This window comes from Saccharibacillus brassicae (assembly GCF_006542275.1).
Lineage (GTDB): Bacteria > Bacillota > Bacilli > Paenibacillales > Paenibacillaceae > Saccharibacillus > Saccharibacillus brassicae.
Genome location: NZ_CP041217.1, coordinates 537,806 through 561,885, shown reverse-complemented (window position 1 = coordinate 561,885; position 24,080 = coordinate 537,806). Strand labels below are relative to the sequence as shown.

18 protein-coding genes and 1 pseudogene are annotated in these 24,080 nt (G+C 38.8%); 16 read left to right on the top strand and 3 right to left on the bottom strand.

Going from position 1 to position 24,080, the window contains the following annotated elements; genetic code table 11:
* Positions 1-169 precede the first annotated feature (169 nt).
* The 5 genes and pseudogenes from FFV09_RS02310 to FFV09_RS24505 form a co-directional block, all read left to right on the top strand.
* Positions 170-2,614, top strand: a complete 2,445-nt coding sequence (locus tag FFV09_RS02310; protein WP_141446187.1) for an excinuclease ABC subunit UvrA — start codon at positions 170-172, stop codon at positions 2,612-2,614.
* 19 nt (positions 2,615-2,633) lie between these two features.
* Positions 2,634-3,641: a serine hydrolase domain-containing protein gene (locus tag FFV09_RS02305; protein ID WP_141446186.1), complete on the top strand. Its 1,008-nt coding sequence runs from the start codon at positions 2,634-2,636 to the stop codon at positions 3,639-3,641.
* Positions 3,642-3,693: 52 nt separating this feature from the next.
* A complete protein-coding gene (gene fabD / locus FFV09_RS02300) occupies positions 3,694-4,827 on the top strand; it encodes an ACP S-malonyltransferase (protein ID WP_141446185.1) in 1,134 nt (377 codons plus the stop codon).
* A 2,172-nt stretch (positions 4,828-6,999) separates the two neighbouring features.
* Complete coding sequence (locus FFV09_RS02295) at positions 7,000-7,677, top strand: MBL fold metallo-hydrolase (protein WP_141450286.1); 678 nt, start codon at positions 7,000-7,002, stop codon at positions 7,675-7,677.
* Between the two features lie 1,485 nt (positions 7,678-9,162).
* A pseudogene (locus tag FFV09_RS24505) lies at positions 9,163-9,231 on the top strand (hypothetical protein); the annotation flags it as partial.
* Positions 9,232-9,505: 274 nt separating this feature from the next.
* Here the strand turns inward: FFV09_RS24505 and FFV09_RS02285 are convergent.
* Positions 9,506-10,606 (bottom strand): hypothetical protein, encoded by a 1,101-nt coding sequence (locus FFV09_RS02285; protein WP_141446183.1) that lies wholly within the window; start codon positions 10,604-10,606, stop codon positions 9,506-9,508.
* Positions 10,607-10,748: 142 nt separating this feature from the next.
* The gene (locus tag FFV09_RS02280; RefSeq protein WP_141446182.1) at positions 10,749-12,692 is read right to left on the bottom strand and encodes a DUF927 domain-containing protein; all 1,944 of its coding nucleotides are present in this window, start codon (positions 12,690-12,692) and stop codon (positions 10,749-10,751) included.
* 241 nt (positions 12,693-12,933) lie between these two features.
* Here FFV09_RS02280 and FFV09_RS02275 point away from each other — a divergent pair, with 241 nt between their 5' ends.
* The 5 genes from FFV09_RS02275 (at position 12,934) to FFV09_RS02265 (ending at position 17,781) form a co-directional block, all read left to right on the top strand.
* Positions 12,934-14,067 (top strand): site-specific integrase, encoded by a 1,134-nt coding sequence (locus FFV09_RS02275; RefSeq protein ID WP_141446181.1) that lies wholly within the window; start codon positions 12,934-12,936, stop codon positions 14,065-14,067.
* An 84-nt stretch (positions 14,068-14,151) separates the two neighbouring features.
* A complete protein-coding gene (locus FFV09_RS24310) occupies positions 14,152-14,280 on the top strand; it encodes a hypothetical protein (protein WP_281288468.1) in 129 nt (42 codons plus the stop codon).
* Between the two features lie 739 nt (positions 14,281-15,019).
* Positions 15,020-15,592, top strand: a complete 573-nt coding sequence (locus FFV09_RS24050) for a transposase (RefSeq protein WP_246098452.1) — start codon at positions 15,020-15,022, stop codon at positions 15,590-15,592.
* A complete protein-coding gene (locus FFV09_RS02270) occupies positions 15,493-16,380 on the top strand; it encodes an IS1182 family transposase (protein ID WP_246098539.1) in 888 nt (295 codons plus the stop codon). The genes FFV09_RS24050 and FFV09_RS02270 overlap by 100 nt, the downstream gene beginning before the upstream one ends.
* Before the next feature lie 459 nt (positions 16,381-16,839).
* Positions 16,840-17,781, top strand: a complete 942-nt coding sequence (locus tag FFV09_RS02265; RefSeq protein ID WP_141446179.1) for a copper amine oxidase N-terminal domain-containing protein — start codon at positions 16,840-16,842, stop codon at positions 17,779-17,781.
* A gap of 197 nt (positions 17,782-17,978) precedes the next feature.
* Here FFV09_RS02265 and FFV09_RS02260 read toward each other — a convergent pair whose 3' ends face one another.
* Positions 17,979-18,281 carry a hypothetical protein gene (locus FFV09_RS02260; protein ID WP_141446178.1) on the bottom strand — a complete coding sequence of 101 codons (303 nt, stop codon included), beginning with the start codon at positions 18,279-18,281 and terminating at the stop codon, positions 17,979-17,981.
* A gap of 1,268 nt (positions 18,282-19,549) precedes the next feature.
* On the opposite strand from FFV09_RS02260, the gene FFV09_RS02255 reads away from it, so the two are divergent.
* The 6 genes from FFV09_RS02255 to FFV09_RS02235 all read left to right on the top strand — a co-directional run bounded on the left by FFV09_RS02255 (position 19,550) and on the right by FFV09_RS02235 (position 23,883).
* Complete coding sequence (locus FFV09_RS02255) at positions 19,550-20,011, top strand: hypothetical protein (protein WP_141446177.1); 462 nt, start codon at positions 19,550-19,552, stop codon at positions 20,009-20,011.
* A 45-nt stretch (positions 20,012-20,056) separates the two neighbouring features.
* Positions 20,057-20,968, top strand: a complete 912-nt coding sequence (locus FFV09_RS02250; RefSeq protein ID WP_141446176.1) for an SU10 major capsid protein — start codon at positions 20,057-20,059, stop codon at positions 20,966-20,968.
* Positions 20,969-21,082: 114 nt separating this feature from the next.
* Entirely contained in the window at positions 21,083-21,259 is a 177-nt protein-coding gene (locus FFV09_RS02245) for a helix-turn-helix domain-containing protein (protein WP_141446175.1), read from the top strand.
* Positions 21,260-21,350: 91 nt separating this feature from the next.
* The gene (locus FFV09_RS02240) at positions 21,351-22,208 is read left to right on the top strand and encodes a hypothetical protein (protein WP_141446174.1); all 858 of its coding nucleotides are present in this window, start codon (positions 21,351-21,353) and stop codon (positions 22,206-22,208) included.
* A gap of 16 nt (positions 22,209-22,224) precedes the next feature.
* A complete protein-coding gene (locus FFV09_RS23645) occupies positions 22,225-22,395 on the top strand; it encodes a hypothetical protein (RefSeq protein ID WP_170314906.1) in 171 nt (56 codons plus the stop codon).
* A gap of 189 nt (positions 22,396-22,584) precedes the next feature.
* A complete protein-coding gene (locus FFV09_RS02235; RefSeq protein ID WP_141446173.1) occupies positions 22,585-23,883 on the top strand; it encodes a hypothetical protein in 1,299 nt (432 codons plus the stop codon).
* The last annotated feature ends 197 nt before the right edge of the window (positions 23,884-24,080 follow it).

The following is a 24,080-nucleotide window of genomic DNA, read 5'->3' as shown; positions in this document are numbered from 1 at the left end:
TATAGGGCGTTATAGCTCTTTCTGTTTGAAGAAAAATAGCGTATTATTCATGGCTGTATCCTTCCTATCATCCACCTACTTTAGATCAAGCTCACAAAGGAGCTTGATTCTTTTTTTAGTATAATGTATACAAGAAAGGAAGCATTCTACATCAACGGGAGATGAATAAATGAAGAGTATAGACATTAAGGCAGCGCGTATTCACAATCTTAAAGAAATCAACATTTCTATTCCAAAAAACAAATTAATTGTTGCGACAGGCGTTAGTGGATCAGGCAAATCCAGTCTTATGTTCGATATCATTTTCGAGGAAGGGCGCAGGGAATATCTTCAATCGATCGGTATGTTCGCGGGACTTGAAGACGAACGAAAGTTCGACAGTATTTCAGGCCTAGGACCTACGGTCGCTGTTCAGCAAAGCATTGTTCGTCAAAGCAATCCCAGATCAACGGTCGGCTCAAGGACACAGCTGCTGGGCCTTCTCGGTCTCCTCTATGCTAGCGAAGGCCAAATTTCCTGTTCCGAATGCGAGGCACTCATTGAGAATGGCCTAACCTGCAGCGAATGTGGGAATGAAGAGGAGCGGCTGGAAATGAGCTACTTCTCACACAACAACGCCAACGGAATGTGCATGAAGTGCTCCGGACGAGGCGCTTACTATCATGTCAATATGGAGAAATTGGTTCCTAATGATAGAATTACGGTTCGCGAAATTTTTGATTCGATCGGCGTAACACCCGGCATCGGTAGAGTAATTGAGAGAAATCTCAAATCAAACATGGATATGCCGTACTCGCAATTGTCAGAAGATATTAAAGATGAAGTGATCAATGGCCACTATATTAATAATAATAGTGCCAATCAAAGCTTTTGCTTGTCCAGAATATTGCAGATTCGTCATAAAAAAGGCGAATATATGAATGGCTTGTACGAATTAATTGCCTGTCCCGAATGTGATGGGTTCCGTATTGGAGAAGAAGCACGCAGAGTATTCATCAACGGTAGACATATCGGAAAAGTAGGTAAGATGACCCTTGTAGAGCTGAAGACATTTTTCGATTCTGTGTTGGAACAAGGACGCTTTACGCAGTCTGGGATAAACCTGATTCAGGATATTCTGCGTAAGACATCTTCGTTAATCAATGCTCGCCTGGGGCATCTGTCCCTTTACAGAGAAATGTCTTCCTTAAGTGGCGGTGAAATTCAACGGTTATTCCTTAACTCGCATCTGGAATCGAAGATGGAGTCGCTCATTTACATTCTCGATGAGCCGACCGTAGGTTTACATGAATCGGAAAAGGCCGAGTTGCTTAAGTCGATCTATGCACTGAAGGAATTGGGCAACACCGTCATCGTTGTGGAACACGACAAAAGCACAATAGAAATGGCGGACTATATTATCGACATTGGGCCCAAAGCGGGGGTAGAAGGCGGTAAAGTCATCTATGAGGGCAGCTATGAGGGTTTGCTGCAATGTGAAGCCTCGTTGACTGGTCAGTATCTGTCCGGTAGGGTCAAGATGCCGGATCGAAGGTTGAAATCTGATATTTTCCAGGATGATGCATCCCCAAGGCTTACCATTCGGAATGCCAGAACAAACAATCTGAAAGATGTGACTGTATCGCTTCCGCTAGGAGTTATTGTTGGGGTCGCCGGTGTTTCTGGTTGTGGGAAAAGCTCACTCATTTCAGATACGCTAGTCCCCTTTTTAAGAAGCTATTTCCGGGATCAATCGAAGAGTAGCAGTGCAACAAATATTGAAGATAGCTCTAACGACTTCGAGGACGATTCCACCCTTATCGAAACGATAGCAGAGAGTCTGGACGGCGTAGAATACCTTTCGGGATTTGCGGAAGTCTCGCAGGCACCGATAGGAAGGAGTATTAACTCTAACCCAATCACCTTCATAAAAATTTGGGACAAAATCCGCAAGCTGTTTGCCGAGCAACCGGAAGCGCGGCAACTCAACTTGTCCGCGGGACACTTCTCGTTTAATTCGGATGGCGCTTGCCCAGAGTGCGGTGGTAGCGGCCGTAAAGCCGTTTTTCCAGGCGCGACGATGAAGATTTATACGACGTGCACAGAGTGCAAAGGCAAACGTTACAATGATGAGGCGCTGAAGGTTCGGTACAAAGGCAAAACGATTTCGGAAGTCCTCGATTTGCAAGTGTCGGAAGCCGTTTCCTTCTTTGAGGAGCATAAGGCGATCGTTGCAACCCTGGAAGTCATGGAACGGATTGGTATGGGCTATATCACGCTGGGACAACCGACCTCGACCATGAGCGGAGGAGAGGCACAAAGACTCAAGCTCGCAAAAGAAATCGGTAAAAAGAGGAAAGGGAATATCCTCTATGTGATGGATGAGCCAACAACTGGTCTAAGCTTATATGACACAGCTCAGCTCATTAAGCTGTTGAACGAGCTTGTCGCGAACGGAAATTCTGTTATCGTCATTGAACACAATCATGAGGTGCTTGAATCGTGCGACTGGATTATTGAACTTGGTCCCGAAGGTGGATCAGGCGGAGGAAGGATCATCGCGGAAGGGCCACCTCAAGCGTTAAAAAACAATCCTGATTCGATCACCGGCAAATATTTGGAGCTTCATTCATAAAATTGGGGGGATTAGCGAGATGAATCAACTAATGGAATGGGAAACGCAAGATGCTGAATCGGTTGGCATCAATCCAGAGAAGTTGAAAGAGCTAGATAACGGACTGAACTTCCAGCTTGGATTTATTAATAGCGTCATAGTTGTTAGAAAAGGAAGCATCGCGTATGAGAAATACTTTCACGGCTTTGGACCGGAGGATCCTCATGATGTGACTTCGGTTACGCAAGGGATCATCTCTGCCTTGATCGGAATTGGAATCGATCAAGGTCATATCCAAAGTGTTGACCAGAAAATCATTGACTTTTTTCCGGAGGCAACCGCAAGAGCAAGCGTTTTATTGAAAAGTACGCTGACCATTAAGCATCTTCTCACGATGACGGCGCCATATGCATGGAAGGGGAGCGATCCTTTGGATCGACTTCGGAGGCAAAAGAACTGGACGTCGTTTATTCTCGAAATGCTCGGCCAGAAAGGAAAAGCCGGTGATTTTCAGTACAGTTTGTCTAGCGCACATTTGCTGTCGGCCATCTTAACACGAAGCACAGGCGTCTCGACTCGCGAATATGCGAATGAACATTTATTTCGGCCGCTCGGTATTCGAGAAATTCCGGATCAGAAAATGAAGTCATTCTCGAAAGAAGACGTGCTTGGAAAAAACATTACTGGCTGGATCAAAGATCCTCAGGATTACAACATTGGTGGGTGGGGGCTGACGTTAACACCAAGAGAGATGGCCCGTTTTGGTTATTTGTATGTGAATCGCGGCAAATGGGGCAACAAACAAATTGTTTCGGAGAAATGGATAGAAGAGTCGTTGTCACAACATCTTGAGGATTATGGCTACTTATGGTGGTTACGGGAAGATAACGGAATTTTCACATATATAGCGGCAGGAATAGGAGGTACATATATTTACTGCATGCCTGAGAAAGAGTTGGTCGTCATCGTTGCTTCTAAGATGGACAAAATGATTATCGACCGCTGGGAGCTTCTGGAGGATTACATCATTCCTGGCCTAATCGATTAAGAAGCGTTTCAATTATTCGAAGTTATCAATGACAAAGAAAAAGGAGGCACATATGAAAACCTATGTATTCCCAGGACAAGGCTCGCAAGCGAAAGGCATGGGAGAAGGTCTCTTCGAAGCATTCCCTGATTTGGTCGAGAAAGCCGATGCAATTCTAGGTTATTCGATCAGAACACTTTGTCTCGACAATCCCGAAGGAAAGCTTCGTTTCACACAATATACGCAGCCTGCCTTATATGTAGTCAATGCACTGACGTACTTGAAAAAACTTAGAGATGGAAACCCGAAGCCAGATTTTCTGGCTGGGCATAGCTTGGGTGAGTACAATGCCATTTTGGCGGCGGGTGGTTTCGATTTCGAAACAGGCCTAAAGCTGGTGAAAAAAAGAGGGGAATTGATGAGCCGGGCCTCCGGTGGCGCAATGGCTGCTGTAGTTGGCCTCATCGAAGATCAAATAAAAGCGGTACTAGTAAACAACAAATTGACGGAAATTGATATCGCGAATTTGAATACAACGACGCAAATTGTCATCTCAGGAAACAAGGACGATATCGATCGTGCCAAGCCATATTTTGAAAGAGAAGGCGCTGATTATATCCCGCTGAATGTTAGCGCGGCATTCCACTCCCGCCACATGCAGGAAGCAAAGGATGAGTTTGAACAGTACCTGAAAGAGTTCTCCTATTCGGAACTTACGATTCCAGTTATTTCGAATGTGACCGCGAGACCTTATAATCCTGCAAAAATCATGTCCAATTTAGCTGAACAGCTGTGTTCATCGGTCAGATGGACCGATAGCATACGCTACTTGATTCGGCAAGGAGGAATGGAGTTTGAAGAACTTGGTCCAGGGGGGGTGCTAAGCAAAATCATTGCAAAAATTAAAGTTGAAGCTCCAGCCACTCAACAGAGGGTTTCCAGTAGTCCGAGAGTGACGAGCTCGAGTGTCCACAAGGAAGTGAATAAGGAAGGTCAAGCCGAATTTGAACGAAAAATTAATAAGGCATATCAGCAAACGTCGGACTGGAATCAAGCCTATCCAATTGGAATAAAGGTAACCTGCAAAGGATATGAGAATGCTTTAATAACAAGAACGGAAGCCATGGTGTTGTTTGGGCACAGAGCAGTCGTATACGTGGAGGGCTACAATGGCTATTTTGCTTTGGATGAATTGACGTGTCTTTAACTCTTATATATTTAATGAATTGTCAATCCAAGTGCAACCGTTCGTAAGAAAAAGGTTGCACTTGGATTGACAGCCTAAACATGTACGAGGCGGATTTTTCATAAAGTAAAAGCTTTTTTTAGTATGGGATGGGTTACATGTGCAAAACTCGTAGCCTTTAGGTGGGAAATCCGGAAGCAGGCCGTTTGATATTCTCGTTTGAGGCTCGCTACGAGGAGGAATATGGATGGGCGAAATAAACGTCCACGCTGTGCAGGCGCTCTAGCGATTCGTGACAAGCGAATTCCTTCCCTCAGTCTACCATCGCTGTTTGAATAGCTGACTTTGGACACTGCCTGGCCAGCACGCCAAATGCAATTTCTAGCTACAAAGTGGCCCGTTTCGGCCTCTTGATCGCTGGGTAAAATCGCGTTTTTCGCTCCACAAACGTAGCGGTGCAAGTCTTGCTTCTTTCCATGGCTGAAAACGACGGTTGTCCAGCTCTCTGTGATCGAATATTTCCCGGTTGCAATAGCCTTAAGGCGCTGCCAGATCGACTTTCCAATAGCAAAGCGTACAAGTTTGTCGGTTGGTTTCCGGCGTGTTCTTTATGCCAGAGAACCGCAGAATTTCTTCGGCTTAACCGGACGACATAGAACCAGGTGTATAGTGTTTTAAAAACCATCGTGAGGAGTTCTTAGGCTTTGCCGCAGTGCTGAATTTCTTCAAGCGAATACGTCCGTTCAAAGTCTGCCTCGGTTTCGCTTGCCAACTCCGGATTCAACTTTCTTTAGGGCTTCGAAGTTTTTCTTCTAGAAACGTAGGCATTATGTGCTTTCGGAGTCTTCTTACCCCTCGGGTGCTGCATTCGCTCAAGGTCTCGGCTGATGGTTCCTGCCGAGCGCCCGGTCAATGGATTGGACAACGGCTCCCTGACCGAGAAGTAGCTTTATTTCCCTCGTTTGATTGAAATGAAATGAATATCGTCCAGGATTGGATTATTCCGTGAATGTATTGGGGTGACTCTATTCTACACGAATCCAGTCCTGGGCCATTTTGTATTCAATTTTGATTATTGTACTTCATTTTACAAGTGGTCACACAAAATGAAAAATCACCTACACCTAGCAACTCGCTACAACGAGATAACGAGCACGTTCAAGAATTTCTTAGCTTTAATTTCGGCTTGTATGTATAAATATGTAATAAAATATAAAATTATAAAGTGATCTATTATAACGAATCGCCAAGCGAAGATAATTTTTGAATTTCTTAAACAAATCTTCGACTAGGTGACGTTGTTTATATAGCTAATGATCGGTATTTCGCTACACCTTTCAATGCTTTCGGCTTAGAATCACGGCGTTGGTTTCACTTTCCTTCAGTAGATTCAAAATGTTGTTCGTATCATGGAATTGATATGTCAAAATATTATTAAGTGGGTTTAATTTCCTGAAGTAAATCGGTAATCAGTCACGCAATCAATGACGTTTCCTGCCGCAAGTTCTATTTTAATTGGATTTTCCAAAGCACCGATGATGGCATAGGTTTTGGCAGTCGACCCTCCTTGGGACCATCCGATTGATTGTCTTGCCTCGTTGTGCCAGTTCCGTATTCATGAGCTCGGAGAATTGAGAAATCGATCATGCGAATTTCTTCGTTGGAGTCGGCGGACAGCTCTTGTAAGGTTCGACCAAACAATCGGCTGGCTCCCAGTGCCGCAAGTAGGCGCATACTTCTCCAAGGCCCATAATGCTCCGACGTATCTCGCCAAAATGTGCCCGATTGAGTGATCTAGGGCATTCGCTTGAGCATCGTTCAATTATCTTTGGCCGTTCGTCTGCTTATTCCACCTTTTATTTTTTATTCTGGAGGCAACAGGTCTTGAATACGTTCTACTGGTCATTGCTGATTTTATATCATCTTCTCATAGGAATAGTTTATCCGATTTCAGGCCCTTTGCTGGTTCGAAAACACGCCTAGTAAAAGAATGCCTTTGTAAATTTAATAGTCGGTTTTTCGTTCCTTTCAAGAGAAAGAGTGCAAATTTTTAAATGTCAGGCTTATAGCTACCGGAATATGGTTCGTTTTATGTATTCACCAGACAATTTGTAATGAAAAATTTATAAATACAAGCCATTTAGTAAAAAGAGGATCAGTTTGTGATTAGGGAGTGATAAAATGAGTTCAGCTATAGACTATGGTTACGAAATAGACATATTGCGTACCAGCTCTTCAACATTTATTAATTATTGTTACATTGTCACGGATCTCACATCAAAAAAAGCTATAATTGTTGATCCTGCTTGGGAGCTAGAGAAGATTGTAAATAGAATTAAAGAACTAGGGGTTCACCTTAAGGCTGTCCTACTAACTCATTCACATTACGATCATGTTCATTTAGCAAATCCGCTTGTTGAAATTTATGGATGTAGTGTGTACATGTCAAAGATTGAGATTGACTACTATCAGTTCAGTTGCAATAATTTAAATGGTCTTATGCATCTCGATCAAATTGATATAGGAAAGCTGCAAATTACATGCTTAACGACACCAGGACATACGGCTGGGGGAATGTGTTACTACCTTCCTTCTAGTTTGTTTACAGGAGATACTATATTCACAGAGGGTTGTGGAGCTTGTTATTTCGATGGAGCATCCGCTGAGCAAATGTATAGGAGCGTCCAGTTCATCAAAAAAAGCTTATCTAATTCCACACATATTTACCCGGGACACTCCTACGGTCGTTCTCCCGGATATACGATTAAGGAGTTAATGAAATACAATATTTATTTCCAAATAGATGAAGAAAAACAATTTGTAAGTTTCAGAATGCGCGGAAATCAGAAACGGTTACTTGATTTTAAATGAGGAATATTTGAGCTTAATGACGAATTTTAAAATGAAGCATAACACCTCGAAAGGAATACAAAAAGTCCTGTGACTGGATTTATGTAGAATAGAGTCACCCCAACACATTCACACTGAAAAATCCAATCCTGGACGATACTCATTTCACTCAAACGAGGGGAAATAAAGCTACTTCTTAGTTAGGAAACCGTTGTCCAATCTATTGACCGGATACTTGGCAGGAAGTGTCAGCCGCAATGCAGCAGCCGAGGGAGATACGAAGAGCCAAGGGGCACACAATACCTACGTTTCCAGAAAGAAAACTTCGAAGTCCCACAGAAAGTTGAATCCGGAGTTGGCAAGCGAAATCGAGGCGGAATTCGAAAAGACGTATTCGCCTCAGCAAGTTCATTACAGCCGCAAATCGAGAGGGTCTCTCTTAAAATGCTGTACAACTGATTGTATGCGGGGTTACTAGGTTGAGAAGATTCCCAAGTCCTTCGGCACAAAATAATTTCCGAAAATTGATTGATAAAGCAGACTTTCTAAAATAAACAAGTCAATCTGAAAGTGTCCGAATGCCATTTGCGACCGGAACACGTTCGGTCACAGGGAGCTGGACAATCGTCGTTTCAAGCTGTTGAAAAACCAAGGCTTGCGTCATTGTATTCGTAGAACAAAAAGAGCGATTATACTCAACGATTAAGAGGGTTAATCAGATCGCTTTGTCGAGGGGAATTACATTTGGCGTACTGACCGGTCGGTAACAGAAAACCGGTGGATTCGCCTGTCATGAAGCATCGAAAAGTCTGCGCAGTGTGGATGTTTATTTTCTCGCCTCTATTCATACTGACAGCGAAGCTCGAACGAGAACGCTAACAACCAGCCCCGCAAATGTTTAGGTTGAAGTCCACACACGAATCTTTTTAAGATGAAATGTTGTACGGGAATTGACAATCAGCCAATAAAATGAAAAATACTGATGCCTAACTATTCATTACAGCAAGCCAGTGAATATGTTCAAGGCTTTTTGACTTTGATTTCAATTCGAATTTGACTCAAACAAATTACATACTAGAGCTAATTGTCTAAACGTACCAACCTAAAATTAATATTGGGGACGAAATCAAACAACCTCTATTCAAAAGCAACCCAAAAGATACAAAAACCTAATCGCAAATGCTTATAAATACCGATATTACACTGCAGTTTCAAACCGCAACCAACCCGCCTATGTTCCCGCAGACGGTGCATGTGCAGGTTGTGGTACTGCTGAGTAGGCACTATTTGTAATTAGTAGATAAAGTAGGTACGCAAGTTTTCTTGTGCCCCTCGTTTATAAAAAAAAAATTTTAATAAAAAATATGAATGTTTTGATATATATTATTTCTATCTGACGGATTGTAAAAGGAAGTGCAACACCTCGAACTGAATACAAAATGGCCTATGGCTGGATTCGTTTAGAATAGAGTCACCACAACTACCTTCTACAAGGAGAATCCAACCATGGACTATACTCATCTTACCCTAATCGAACGTGGGAAAATAGCACTGCTTCTTAGTCAAGGAGCGGGTGTCCAGGCCATTGGCCGGATACTCGGACGGTCAGTAGGGGCCATCAGTCGAGAGCCCGGCCAATGGCCCGGACATCGGCTCCTTGGCGCATTGAGAGTTCTAGTTTGCTGCGTTCGATTATGCTAAAATGAGTATAGCTCATGGTGGATTCTCCTTGTAGAAGGTGTTGTGGTGACTTCATTCTACAGTAATCCGGCCATGAGCCTTTTTGTATTCAGTTCCAAGTGTTGCACTTCATTTTACAATCTGTCAAATACAATGTCATATACTTTAATCAGATTAATTCCTCCAAAAAATATTCAAATATACAAGGTAGAAATTCTAATTTTTCTGAAAATGGAATGGTGACAGCGTTTATACCTAGTTTATTGAGCTTATTAATATTTTCATTGAATTTTTTTTTATCTTTAGATGCTTCAGAAGCTTTCGCTATACTACGCTTTTGACTTACAAGATCAAGTGTATCTGAAAGTTTATCTTTAGTACTTTGTCTTACACTACTTTGCATCAGTACTTTTTTAGCTGCTGATAAACTATAGTAATCTCCAAAACCTATAGTCTTTTTAAAGTATGCTTGGATAATTGAATTGGAAAGTTCTTCTTCAATAAATTGAAAGTAACTTTGATTCTCGAATTTTTTGCTTTTAGTGATTCTATAAACTTTATCGTAATGACATTGAACTTCGAAACGAATTATATTTCTAATTTGTTCAGCTCCATTCAAGTTATTTTCATGGAGCTGAACGTTTTTATTGTAGCAATTAATAGTTATTGATTTTTTAGATCGATTACCTTCTTTACCTAGCTTTTCTCTGAATATATAAAAACTATCTTTCGGAGGAACATGACGTTTGCCTATAGCATTAAACTCAGTATAAAGCTGAAACCCTTTGGGAATATTTGATCGTCTAATTAACTTCATATATATCTCGGGGTAAGGGACATGTAAGTTTGTTGCAATGTCGATTCGTTTGACTTTATAAGAAGATAATAAATCTAATTTGAATTTTAAATTCGGGTTAATTCTTGTGTGGTTAAATCGCTCTTTTACAAGCGCCCAAATTTGATGAAAAGCTTTTTCAATTTGAGATCGGTAACTTTGCGAAGCTAAACTAATATAGTCTTCTCCATTTAATAGCCGCATTGGATTCATAATAAGTTCTACTGCACGGTAACTGATACCATCTTCAAAACTCACTTGAACTAATTGAATTTGAATTCCATTTTTTTTGAGTAATTCAAAGCGATACAAACTTTCTTTATAAATCTCATAAAATTTACAGCCACGGTCTTCTGAGACTTGAGCAAGAGCTTTGAATAAAGCTGAAAATTCATGTGTATTGCATTTATAAAATAAGTGAACAGTATGATGCATAACAAAAGCCTCCAATCAATTTGGATTTACACTTTTGTTATGCGCAATTTCATTTTTTAAAATTAAAGGTTAAACGCTGTAAATCTGTAAGGCTTAAAGAAATATAATGATCAGAAATAAAAAAACAATATATACGTATAAGTTATTCATCGTCATAAAATGAGCTTAAACCGCTAGAGTTCACTTTAACAAAATTTGCTTCTTTAAATGCTTTTCTTATCCTTTTTTTACTTTCTTTAGGACTCTCTCTAAGTTCTTGATTTTCAAAATATTCATTTACATGTAGGCTCTCACTTCTTTTTAGGATTTGTTCATCGATTCGTTGAGGCAAGTGTTTCAAGCTTTCAATTTTGGTCATTTTTTCTATCCTAAGTTGTAAAGCGCGGCCGCCTAAAGCACGCATAGGTTTTGCACTTCTATTATCATTTTGTGAATCAATTAAGTTTTCATTAGAAAGTAGTTTCCCAATCAAGGTTTTAGTGAGAATTTTTTTCTTGAGATTCTCGGCTTGATCGGCTACAGCTTCATAGAGTTTATTCCAATTCACGCTTAATGTAATCTTGCCCTCATATTCTTCTAAAATACCGTTTAACATATCGCGATCTTCTCTTATAGGAATGAAATTCTTAAATACTTTGAATTTTTCTTCTTTTACAAGATCACTAATAATTTCAAAGAAAACCTCTATGTCAGGATTTATAACTGGCATTTCTTGCTCTATTAAGAGAGCTTGAAACACATTTTCCGCATAATTGTTATATTTTGCGAATTCACCAGGACTAAGAAATTCTTGTTCTTGACCGTACGCTAAATAGAAACGAAAAGATACAATCAAATGTGTAATTGCCTCTTTATGTCTAGGCAACCCTTCTAACTTGGTATTCATTTCTTTAAAGTCAATTTCATATTCCTCAAAAAAGTTAGAATTCAATTTTTCTGCAATCCAATTTAAGTAACCTTTAATGCTTTTAGCCAAGTAAGAGGTCTCTGAATATTTTCTATAACGTTCGAGTTTGCATGGATCAAATCCTGATTCTTTCTCGTTGAAAATATTGTCCATTTTAACTCTTATTACTCGATTTATTGAAGATGTATTTTCTTCGTTAAAAGGTAAAAATGTTTCGCCAGTAATGACAGTCATTCCTTCTGGAGTTATAGAAGAGGCTGTTTGAGGTTTTCTATCTCCAACCCAACGAAGGATAGATTCAGCTTTTTCTATCGCCGCAGTGCGTGTCTGATTTGACTTAGCAATGCCAAAATCATCAAAGATTGAAACTGCATCTTTAACGACTAAAGCTTTACGCAGATCATTTCTGTAGTCATCTATTCGGATAAACTGCTTAAACTCAAAGATCTGTGTAAAGGAACTTGCTAATGTTGTTTTTCCAAGTCCCGACCTTCCATAGATCCATAAAACGAAATTTGGAGATAAATCATTTTTCATCAAAGGAGTAGTTACTAAAGATAGAAGCAAGAGACCAAGAAGAGAATGAGTCAGTTTTGCATCACAAATACTTAACATCTCTAACGTATTAATATAAGCTTGCTTATCGCCTAAACCTTCAGGTGTTTCAAGAAAATTTTTGCTGGTATCTTGTGTAATAACCTGCTGATTAGCTATTTTTCCAAAAGCTTCATTGGAACATAGATAGATCCAATCATTGTTAAAGGTATGCCATCCTGATTTTTGTACTTCAATTATTTTAGGAGTTTGTTTAATTGTAACAAGGATGAATTCCTTAATAGCTTGGTATCCCTTTTTATCAGAGACATACATGCTTCCTAAAGGAATGTTTTTTTTGAGCCACTTTGCCGAAGAGAGCTCAGAATGTAGTACTTCAAATTGGGGAATAATTTCTTTCTCAAATCCATCATATATATAACCCGTAAAAACATATTTATAAATCGAAACTGAGCCATCAATTTCTTGGTATATACTTTTGATAGGAAACACAGAGTAATTAGATACTTGCATATTTTTTCCATCAACAATTGAAAAAAATTCTCCGTTTTGATTTATCTTAAACTTATCATTTTCGAAACCTTGTTCAATTTTGTTGATATCAAAAGGATTAATTATATTCAAAATGACACCCCTTTTTTTCGTGATAATGTGATAATTTAAATTTATTATCACATTATATTAATCAGAGTCACTAAAAAATGAAAAATAGCGCCTTGTAAATATATATTATAATTCTGAATCATTGAAAAGCAGAGCGGTAGCTAAAAAGTTACTGCCCTGCTTTTTTGTGTTTCCAATTAAATTTCAAAATTCAACAAACAAATCCTTGAGAACAAAATAATGATTATAGGAGGTTCGGGAAATGGCAGGAAGAACTGTGAAAAAAGACGATAAGGCTGGTACTTGGTATTACACCTTAACTTATGGGAAGAATGAAAAAGGGAAGCCGAAGCAATATAAAAAAAGAGGCTTCAGAACAAAACAAACTGCTTTACAAGCTATGAATGAGCTGGAGCATTCTTTGATGAACGAAACATATATTAAGCCCAATAAAACTCTTTACAAAGAATATATGACTGAACAATGGCTTGAAGATAAACAAACTAAGGTAAAGCGCCAGACACTTGAAACGTACAGATGGTTAGTAACAAAACATGTGATCCCCGTTTTAGGCAGCATTGAATTAAGCAAAATGAGACCTGAGCAAATTCAAGGCTTATATAATAAATTGACTAGAGATAAAAACTTATCAGATGAAAATATTCAAAAGGTCCACACTTTAATTAACGACTCCTTGAAAAAAACAGAACGTTGGGGACTTATTCAGAAAAATCCAGCTGCCTTGGTTGACCGTCCTAAGTCTGCTCGTAAGGAAATTAATGTATGGAATATTGATGAAGTGAAGCGATTTTTAAATCATCCCGATAATGATAGTCGATATTCAATAGCTTTTCTATTGGCTTTAACCTCTGGAATGAGGCAGGGAGAAATATTAGGTTTACGATGGAAAGACGTAGATTTTGAAAATGGTCTAGTGCGCATTACACAAACGCTTAGCAGCGACGGCAAAGAAATCCAACCTTATACGAAAACAAAGGCTGGAGCAAGAACTATAAATTTGCCTAAAGGCACTATGAATGCATTGAAAAAGCATAAAAAAAAGATACAAGTAGAGCGAGAGGAAGATCGGGCAGGAGAATACGTAAATTTAGATTTAGTAGTTTGTTCGCAAAATGGAACCCCGACAAATAAAAGCAATATTCGTAGGGCATTTGAACGAGCAATAAAGTTATCGAAAGTCAAAAGAATCAAGTTTCATGGAATGCGTCATACGCATGCTACCATGCTTCTTATACAAGGAGTAAATCCAAAAGTAGTATCGGAAAGATTAGGCCATAGCACAGTTAGGATGACGCTTGATGTCTATTCACATCTATTACCGAGCATGCAGAGAGAGACGGCAGATCAGCTAGGAAAAACTCTCTTTGATGAATAGGTGGTACAACCAAATAAGATGTGTCTGGAAATATGTATTTAAGGAGTTTATAGTAAAGAATATAAGTCAAAGGAGGAGATGAAAGTGACTCAAAAAAATGAAAAGGATCCCAAAGAATTGACTGGAGAAAAGAAAAGCATGACACTTGAACAGGCGATGAAATTGTCGAAAGATAGATATGGGGAAGCTTACAAAAGGTTGTCTAAATCTTAATTCTTATTATATGGATATTGATTTAAAGCTTATTTAATTGCAAACGAACTGATAAGAGCTGCCTCATTTTGAGGCGGCTCTTAAAATTGAAAAAGTAAAATATAACCCTGAAAAGGATTTCAGTTCTGATACATATCTTTGAATTGGAGCTCGATAACGAAACGAGCTATAGAATGAATTTCATATATGGTAGTTTGGAAGTTTTAACTCGAACAAGAGTTCACAGGGCCCTACAAACAATAAAATTAATCTTTAAGTATATTATCAATTGAATATTTAATTTCTTTACTCAAAAATTTATCTGTTTCATCTGGCAATTCCCGTTTAATATCATTTTTTTTGCTTTTTTGCTGCCTCTTCAATATTTTGAATAAAATTATCTCCGCTTGTAGCAAAATTTTATGCGTTACTGAATAACATGCTGTCTACAGAGGAGGGAAGTACTTTAGTTATCTAAGAATCGACGGCTTAAAGCTTACAGAAGCCGTTTATACGTACGAAGCTCCTTTTATTCGAGGGTTTGTAGAAATTAGTACTTCCTGACGGTCATGGATATATCGACAAAATGGGGAATCATATCTATGAAATCGCTGATAAAAAGACAAAAAATAAGACCCGGATGGGTCTTCAGGCTGTCGAGAAACTCTCGACAGCCTTTCTTTATGTTCATTTGATTCATGACGACACCGCGTTAATGTTGTATAATAGAAGCAACTTTTAATGAACGGAAGGTGTTCGCATGCTGCGTCCAAACCGAGAAAAACAACAAACCTATGAACTCGTTTCGATTGAAGATCTCGTTCCTGAAAACCACATGCTGCGCAAGATTGATCGGTACATCGATTTCTCCTTCATCAATGAAAAGGTACGTCCTCTTTATTGCGAAAACAACGGCCGTCCGGCGATTGACCCGACCGTTCTGTTCAAGATGATTTTCCTCGGTTACTTTTACGGCATTCGTTCCGAACGCCAGCTCGAACGCGAAGTCCAAACCAACCTAGCTTACCGTTGGTTTCTCGGACTTGGACTGACCGACAAAGTGCCCGACCACTCGACGATTAGTTGGAATCGCCGAACGCGCTTCAAGGACACGACGATCTTCCAGGACATTTTCGATGAGATTGTGCTGCAGGCGATTTCGCACAAGATGGTGGGTAGACGCGTCTTATTCTCGGATTCGACTCACGTCAAAGCCAGCGCCAACAAACACAAATACACGAAGCAAGAAGTGCTGCAAAACACAAAAGACTATCTGGACGAGCTGAACACCGCTGTGGAAGCCGACCGGAAGGCCCATGGAAAAAAGCACTAAAACCGCGAGAGGAGGTGGAAGAAAACAAAGAAGTGAAAGTGAGCATGACCGACCCGGACAGTGGCTATATGGTCCGTGATGGGAAGCCGGAAGGCTTTTTCTATCTAGACCACCGTACCGTGGATGGGAAGTACAATGTGATTACCGATGTGCATGTGACGGCCGGAAATGTGCATGATTCCGTGCCGTATTTGACGCGCCTGGACCGGCAGTGTGAGCGATTTAAGTTTCAAGTGGAAGCTGTGGCGCTGGATGCCGGTTATTTAACAAACCCGATTTGCCGTGGACTTGAAGAACGACAGATTTATGGCGTGATTGCGCACCGAAGATTCCAGCCAGTGAAAGGTCTTTTTCCGAAAGCCAAGTTCCGCTACAATGCCGAGCACGACCACTATACCTGTCCAAACGGACAAGAACTACCGTACCGAACAACCGACCGACAAGGGTACCGCCAGTACGCCTCCGATCCCAAGGTCTGCCAGGATTGTCCGCTGCTCAACTCTTGTACACGCTCAGCCAACCGACGAAAAATGGTGACTCGGCATGTGTGGGAAGACAGCAAGGAAAAGATGCGGGAAAACCGGCTGAGCCGCTCGGGCAAGCAGCTGTACCGCAAACGAAAAGAAACCATTGAGCGAAGCTTTGCAGATGCGAAAGAACGGCATGGGTTTCGTTATTTTAGGCTGCGCGGACTTACAAATGTGACGGAGCAAGCGCTCCTGACGGCCGCCGTGCAGAACATGAAGAAGATGGCGAACCACCTGGACCGACAGGCCAAGCAGGCCTAACCGGCCTTCTTGGCCTGCCGGCCGAGGAAAAAACAGACACTCGACGTAAAAGAAACCCAACTCTCCGTTTGGAGAGTTGGGTTTCTCGACACTCTGACCCCTTGAGTATCAAGGGGTTTTCTGTATAGGACGGATGGGGATCGAACCCATGACCCCTACCCTGTCAAGAATAAAAACTGACAAAGGTGAGTACCATTAGGTTCTACACGTTCAAAAGTGGACGAACCACTATCTTGTAAATCTGATACTTCTAATTATAAAGTGGTCGTGAGAAGAAGTAAAGTGTCTAATTAAATTGCTTGAAAAGTTGTGTTATTTAAAAGTAGATCTGAGACCACTATCTTACTTTTTCATCCATAAATAAGATTTTGTGATTGTTACTTACTATCTTTGAGGTGTATACTTTTTTTGAACTGATTTTACTTAAGATTAGTTACAAAACTGTTGAGGGGTAAAAGGATGAAAAAATATTTAGTAACAACATTGGTTGTTTGTACAATTCTCACCTCATGTTTTTGGCAAACAGCGACTGTATCAGCGGCAGAAAGTTCTATGACGGTTAAAGTGGATAATTACACAGTTCAATTTAATGCTAAGCCGATTGTTCAGCAAGGAACAACAATGGTACAGATTGCTCCTATTTTTAAAAAGCTTGGAATAACCTATACTTGGGATCAAACGAAAAAGCAGATTATTGCAAAAAAAATGGACACTGAGATTATTATGACGTTAGGAAGCAAAACAGTGTATGTCAAAGGGAATCCTACAACTATCTCACAAGCTCCGATTTCTAAAAATGGATATATAATGGTTCCTCTTCGTTTTATTAGTGAGACAACGGGCGCTTCTATTTCTAAAGTTGGAAATACAATTAATATCTATAGTTTAGATGAATCAATAGTTTTCTCAACAGGAGGCAAAAAAGTAACACCTAAATTGATCGAAGAGTATTTAAATAAAACCTATCCTAATGTTTGGGATGGGACTAACCGATTTCCTGTGAGATATGAAGTATCGAAAAATGATACGGACAATGCCTACGATATTGAAATTGTTTTTAACAAAATTGAGGATATAGAGTTATTAGTAAAAGAAATCCGTAGTAATAGAAAAGTTGTTGAGAACTTAACAAATAGCTTAGCACTTACAATTCAAAATTTGTTCAAACAAGATGAACTTTACTTTTATATAGTTTTGAAGATGGAAGTTTCAGAACCGCTAGATGTTGATATCCCAGCTATTGATTATCAAAAAATGAGTAATGGAAATTATCTTCTTGTACTTCCAGAATACGCTGCTTTTTATGATTTCATTACCGATACTGCTGGCTACTACTTAGTAGATTCTTATGGAAAACTTGAATTAATGTATGTTACGGATACAAAATGGACGATTGAATAATTAATTTAATAACAAATAAAAATCTACATTGCATATTCGTGAGTTTAACTTAAACGAAAATACGGTGTGGATTTTTATTTTAAAATAACTTTCTTTTATTTTAATGACTTGATTCATAGACAGGTGGAGAAATAAAAATTCACGCTCAAAATAAGCACCCGATTAAGGATGCTTATTATCCACTAAACTTACCAATCCTATTTGTTATGATTAGTTGGTTCAGCTATACAGTGGAGAGATTCACGATTAGCTGCTTCTTCCGCTCTACGATCTGCAACAATTCTAATCCTTGTCAATACCAACGTCCAAAACACAATACATACGCCAGAATATAATGCCATTGTACTCCAAGCACCAACACCTGATTCTGAACCGATTTTGTGCGCATGATGCCAAACGAACAAAGATAAGACGAATAACATAATGGATGTGAGATAGAAGAAGTTCATCCACCAAAGTACTTTTTGTTGCATAATTTCTTCATCGGTTGGAAACTGCATAGTTTGTCTCCTTCTTTGAAAGATGTCTTGATATAGTAATCGGTTATTTGGATCTATAAGAATAGTAAATAACCGAAAAATGCGAAATGTCTAGTCGATTATCTTATAGTTTTTACCATATAAAATAAGGGAAAATTAACTTATCAAGTTTTTCAAGCAATATGGTATAAGATCCAATACTTTTAAACCTCGTGCTGACCGAGTTTTAATTATAGCAGACATAGCAGAATGCACTTTTCGGATGTCGCAATTCACGACTTTTGGAATCCGCAAAAAGTAATCGGCACATCTGCCGACATTAGAAATTCCGAAACTGTCTAACGAACCGTTATCGAGTTTTAGAAATAAAGCGACGCTTTCAAACGATTAGAATGATAAAAAATTCTTATTTTATAATGAAAATTTGATAGTGAGATAATCCGTAACAAATGAGAAAAATGAAGGTTTTGTCCATAAAATAAAATATCTATACATCTAATAAACCTTATTTTATAAGTAAAATTTGACCAATAGATAATCCTATACAAAGGGAGAAAAACGAAAAACTAGACAAAGCAAAGGACATAAAGTTCCAATAATTCTTATTTTATAATGAAACTTTGATAGTGAGATAATCCGTAACAAAGGAGAAAAAAGATCCTTTTGGAAGAAAAATAAATTACCCGTCCATCCAAAAACTATTATTTTATAAGAAAAATTTAACAAGCAGATAATCCTATACAAAGGAAGAAAAATTGCTTACGAAATTTAAATGAATTCCCCTACTAAACTAACCCAAAGGGAGATATTAAAAATAACTTTCATCCGAATATTCCCGATTCGGTCATTTTTTCATGCCTATTTTTCTATACCGTTACTGGATTAATCACCTATGGCAAAAGGTCGGTATATGGTAGAGGAATATGTAACGGAAATAAATTTGATACGGAATAAAAATAAACCTTATCAATCTATCCTTATTTTCTCTATAAAATTGCTGAAGAAAATTGATGATTTTGGGCAAAAAGATAACAAGGTACTATGGAAGGCCATTTCAAACATTTCATTGACTCTATGAATTCCGGTTTAGGACTCTCCCTTTGTCTAAACATTCATAGAGTAAATGAAGGGCTTGAATTACCCTTCTTCATTTGTTTTATATCTTCTAACTCAATTTAGTTATTAGTCGTTTTCTAGTGCTATGAGTTGGTATACGTGACAGGTGTGAGAATCACTTGTCACCTTTTTTTGTTAATTTCTAAACAGTCAAAACTATAAGAGGTGAAAAAATGGAAGAACCACAGATTAATCAGCCGGAAATCACGTTTACGGAAGAACAACAAGCGCATATCGATGCTTTGTTCGATACGAAAAAGAACGAGTGGGCAGAGGAGTTTCTTAATCCAGTTGTTGCGGAACGTGACGAACTAAAAACCAAGATTATTCCTGAACCAAGTGAACAGGAGAAAGGTTTAGCAGAACGAGAAGCAGCATTAACCCAGAAAGAAATAAAATTAGCATTTCATGAAAATGGAATCGCTGACTTTACCAATCTGGTGAAGGTTGATTCAGTAGAGGCAGTAGAAGAAACGATCCAAGCTATTACTAACATCTTAAACGCTCGAAAAGTAGATGCATCTTACCAGCCACAAGATCATAAGAGTCAAACCCCTTATGAAAGCGCATCAAGCAAGAGTGATGTTCTGGGTATGATTGGTTCCAAACTACAGCAAGCATTCAATAGAAATTAAGACAACAACTAAACTAAAACAAACTTAAAGGAGATTGATTTAAACATGGCAACATTCACAAGTAATAACTTCACTTCAGCACAATCTATTTCACTGGTAAACGAGATCGCCCTGGTAGGCATTCAAGATGCTCCGTTGCTTTCTATGCTCACAGCTCGTGGACAAGTAGGTAAGGCGCAAGGACGAATCCAAACGTGGTTAGAGTACGCTCTGGACGCTTCTAATGCAGCAGGTAAACCAGAAGGTGAAGACCCGATTGGAACAGTATTCAGCGGCCGTAGAGAACTCAATAACGCACTTGAAATCTTCTCAAAGGCAAGCAAGATTACAGGCACAGCACAGGCAATTGAAAATGGTATTCTTAGCCAAGAAATTCAAATGCGCTTGAAAGAACTCAAAGTAGCAATGAATCAAAAGCTTATCTCTGGTACATTCAATGACGGCTCTAACGGTCAGCCAAGAACTATGCGTGGACTTGAAAATTGGGTTCCTACTGCTGGTGTTGTAACTGGAACGGCGGTTACAGAACAAGCAATCAAAGATGCAGTCCGTGTGCTTTATAACAATGGGACAAACACAGGAGACGTTGTAGCGATTCTTAATGCAGATATGAAAGAAGCGGTAGACGAAATCTTTGTTAATCGTACTTCTTATTCTCACAACGTAGATGCTCCATTCGGCGCAAATACTTATGGTATGAAAGTAGATCAGCTTCAAACTAACTATGGCACAGTGAATTTCCTTGTAGATCGTAGTGCTGGTGCAAATGCAATTACATTCGCTAATGCAGATTACCTTTTTGTTGACTACTTACGCGCTCCTCATTTTGAGTCACTTGCAAAAACTGGCGACGCTGAAGGCGGGTTTGTAGTAGCAGAGGCAACTTTACGTGTTATGAGTGATAAAGCAGTATCTAAGCTTACAATCGCTTCTGGTGCTCGTACGGCAAGTAAATAAAATAGAATCCAGTAGTATACAGACAAGGGTAGGGGAATGACTCCTATCCTTCTTTGTTCTACTCAAATCTATTTTAAATTAATCGAGTTGAAATCTTAGATAGGGAGCATTGATATGAATGCCAAAGAAAAAATGGATTATAAGTTGAAACGAATATCAAAAGGAATAAAGCAAAAAGACATAGCTAAAGAGTTACAGGTTTCGGCTGCTCTTGTCTCTTATTTTGAGAACGATAAAAGAGAAATGACACCAACAACCATTCAACACTATAAATCTATGATCGATAACTAATCAAAAGCGAGGTGTAAGGATGAGCAAATTAGGCGGTTCCCTGTAATTTAATTCAGTAAACCAATTACTGAAAATTACTTGGGAGGGTACAGTGAAGAATTGGTTAGTATTGCAACATCTAAATCTATTGAAACAAAAACTAAAAGAACAATTTCCAGCATGGGTTAATGAAGAACAACACGGTAAGTATCATTTATGTCTAAGCGACGATATTGATTCCTTAATGAGCTGCGTAATCTTGAAGCAACTATTTGACCACAATATTAAGTTTTTCTATTCATTTCAGGACTTGTATGCTGCACCAAGAAATGAACAGAAAGAAGTTGTAGGAGTAGATATTGCGTTCGAAAAGCATAAAGCTTGGGATAATCATGTGTGTTGTATTGATAAGAGTGATACTATCAACCCAAATTCAGCAAACTTAAATTCTATTCAAAAAGTTAATCAATCGAACTACAACAGCAAATATGCAGGAAGTACATTATTGCAGATTTTTAGCTATTATGACGTTCCGCTTCCTGAAGATCGGGAAGCTTTGATGGTACTTTTGACAATAGACGTGGCGTACAAAGGCCATTTCAATGACTATTATAAAAATACACATAATGATTATTTTAAGCAGATGGAATTAGAACCGCTACTTGATGTATTAAACGACGAACAATCAACCGATTCATTTATTAAAGTGATGAAAAAATATAATCTTAATGGGAAAATTCAGATCAAAGATGGAAAGCTAACAACCAATATTAAGCTTAAAGAATTAAGCGATTTATTTGGATTTGAGATTGCTTTACCTGACCTTAGTTTTTATCTGAAACGGCAATACAATAGAGGCAGCTATAATATGCAAAATAGTCGTCCTTTGGCAAACAAGCCGAAGGGCTTATTTTCGTTTGCGCTTACTCGTAAGCATATTTTCCAATATACACAATCCAAAACTAATTAAAAGGAGATTTACAATTATGACAACTCATCAGTATTTCTATGTTTACGATAAGCGGCTTGCAAAATTCTTACGCTATAAAAAAGGTATTGTTTGGGAATGCCATGCATTACATGCCAAGACACAAGCTCCATTCTGGCAATTTGCACAATCTCAAGAATTACGCGATGCGGTAGAGGACTTCAAATAATCAAATTCAACATAGGTCGGACAAGCTAACAATTATTGTTTATGGTCGACACTGAATCTTTTCATCATTATCTTATGGTCTTTACGAAAAGAGACATTTTGACTTAGAATGACCAACTGAAAATTCAAAGAAGACCGAAAGTTCGGCATTGGTCTTCTTTGACATATTAAACCTAAAGGGGATAATCCAATGAAACCAATTAAAGTAGTAGATTCAATCATGGGAAGCGGGAAAAGTACCGCTTCAATCAATCTAATGAATAATAGCAATTATTACACTAAGTATATGTACATCACTCCATTCTTAGACGAGATTGATCGTGTCAAAAAAGAGTGTTCAAATAGATATTTTTACTCGCCAGAAAATTATGATAAGGACGGCAAATTCAGATACAAAATGGATTCCTTTATTGAATTATTGAGTGAAGGTAAAGACATTGCAGCTACTCATGCTTTATTCAAAGAAATCTCGCCTAAAACAACTGAACTTATTCAAGCCGCTGGTTACACGCTTATTTTGGATGAAGTTATGGATGTAATTGATGATCTTCCAGTTTCGAAATCAGACCAAGTATTGTTGATCGATAATAACATTTGGATGAAAGATAAAAAGGGTTTTGTAAGTTGGAATATGAAGAATGAAAAAGCAAGGGATTACGAAGGGCGATTTGCGGATTTGAAAAGAATGTCCCTCAACCGAAATATTGTTCCTTATTCAAATAAAATGATGATCTGGACATTTCCTTATGAAGTATTTCATGCCTTTACCGAATGCTATGTTTTAACCTATTTATTCGACGCTCAAATCCAAAAACACTATTTTGATCTGCATCATATTCCATACGAGAAATACACCGTTCAATTGGATGAATTTAGCGAAACCTTTCATGAGTTTGTTAAAGGAGAGAATAACCAAAAAGAATTAGAAATTAGACAGCAGCTTAAAGAGAAAATCCATATTTACGAAGGTTGCTTGAATAAGATTGGAGAAGGCGACACCCGATTCTATTCGGATTTATCCAAAGGATGGTACAAGAAGAAAAAGCATCTTCACCAAATACTTAAAAATAATGTGGATAACTACTTCCGTAACATTATGAAAGCAAAAGCGGGAGATGTCATTTGGACAACGTTCAAGGACTATAAAGAGAAGATTGGGCCGCGTTATAAGAAGCACTTTCTCGCCTGTAATATCAGGGCTACCAACGAGTATAAAGATCGAACATGTATTGCTTATACCCTCAATCGATATATGCGTCCAATAACAGTTAACTATTTCGGTAAGCACGACATTATCGTTAATCAAGATTTATGGGCAGTTTCTGAAATGATTCAATTTGTATGGCGATCGGCTATTCGCGAAGGCAATGATATTCATATCTATATTCCATCCAGAAGAATGAGAACTTTATTTATGGACTGGTTGGAAGGGGAAGATATTGAATTCACAACTTCTATTCCTGATGGAGTAGCGGACGACGATGAATAGTTAGACAAAATCCATGTCTAAAACGTCATTTTTGATGCCATTTTTTTCAGTAAATTTATAGAAAATTTGACTGCCTACCCTTAGAACAAAGAAAGACAATACTAAGCCGGAAAGGGGTGAATTGGCGTAGCCAAGAGGGGAACCGAGGCAGGTTCACGGATTCCGGTTTTGAATCCGGGGAGTTGGTAGGGTTCCCC

Excerpts from the sequence above, each read along its gene's own strand:
- FFV09_RS02260 (WP_141446178.1), bottom strand. The coding sequence starts at position 18,281 with ATGCAGTTTCCAACCGATGAAGAAATTATGCAACAAAAAGTACTTTGG.
- FFV09_RS02255 (WP_141446177.1), top strand. The coding sequence starts at position 19,550 with ATGGAAGAACCACAGATTAATCAGCCGGAAATCACGTTTACGGAAGAA.
- FFV09_RS02245 (WP_141446175.1), top strand. The coding sequence starts at position 21,083 with ATGAATGCCAAAGAAAAAATGGATTATAAGTTGAAACGAATATCAAAA.
- FFV09_RS24050 (WP_246098452.1), top strand. The coding sequence starts at position 15,020 with ATGCTGCGTCCAAACCGAGAAAAACAACAAACCTATGAACTCGTTTCG.
- FFV09_RS02310 (WP_141446187.1), top strand. The coding sequence starts at position 170 with ATGAAGAGTATAGACATTAAGGCAGCGCGTATTCACAATCTTAAAGAA.
- FFV09_RS02250 (WP_141446176.1), top strand. The coding sequence starts at position 20,057 with ATGGCAACATTCACAAGTAATAACTTCACTTCAGCACAATCTATTTCA.
- FFV09_RS02305 (WP_141446186.1), top strand. The coding sequence starts at position 2,634 with ATGAATCAACTAATGGAATGGGAAACGCAAGATGCTGAATCGGTTGGC.
- FFV09_RS02265 (WP_141446179.1), top strand. The coding sequence starts at position 16,840 with ATGAAAAAATATTTAGTAACAACATTGGTTGTTTGTACAATTCTCACC.
- fabD (WP_141446185.1), top strand. The coding sequence starts at position 3,694 with ATGAAAACCTATGTATTCCCAGGACAAGGCTCGCAAGCGAAAGGCATG.
- FFV09_RS02285 (WP_141446183.1), bottom strand. The coding sequence starts at position 10,606 with ATGCATCATACTGTTCACTTATTTTATAAATGCAATACACATGAATTT.
- FFV09_RS02235 (WP_141446173.1), top strand. The coding sequence starts at position 22,585 with ATGAAACCAATTAAAGTAGTAGATTCAATCATGGGAAGCGGGAAAAGT.
- FFV09_RS23645 (WP_170314906.1), top strand. The coding sequence starts at position 22,225 with ATGACAACTCATCAGTATTTCTATGTTTACGATAAGCGGCTTGCAAAA.
- FFV09_RS02275 (WP_141446181.1), top strand. The coding sequence starts at position 12,934 with ATGGCAGGAAGAACTGTGAAAAAAGACGATAAGGCTGGTACTTGGTAT.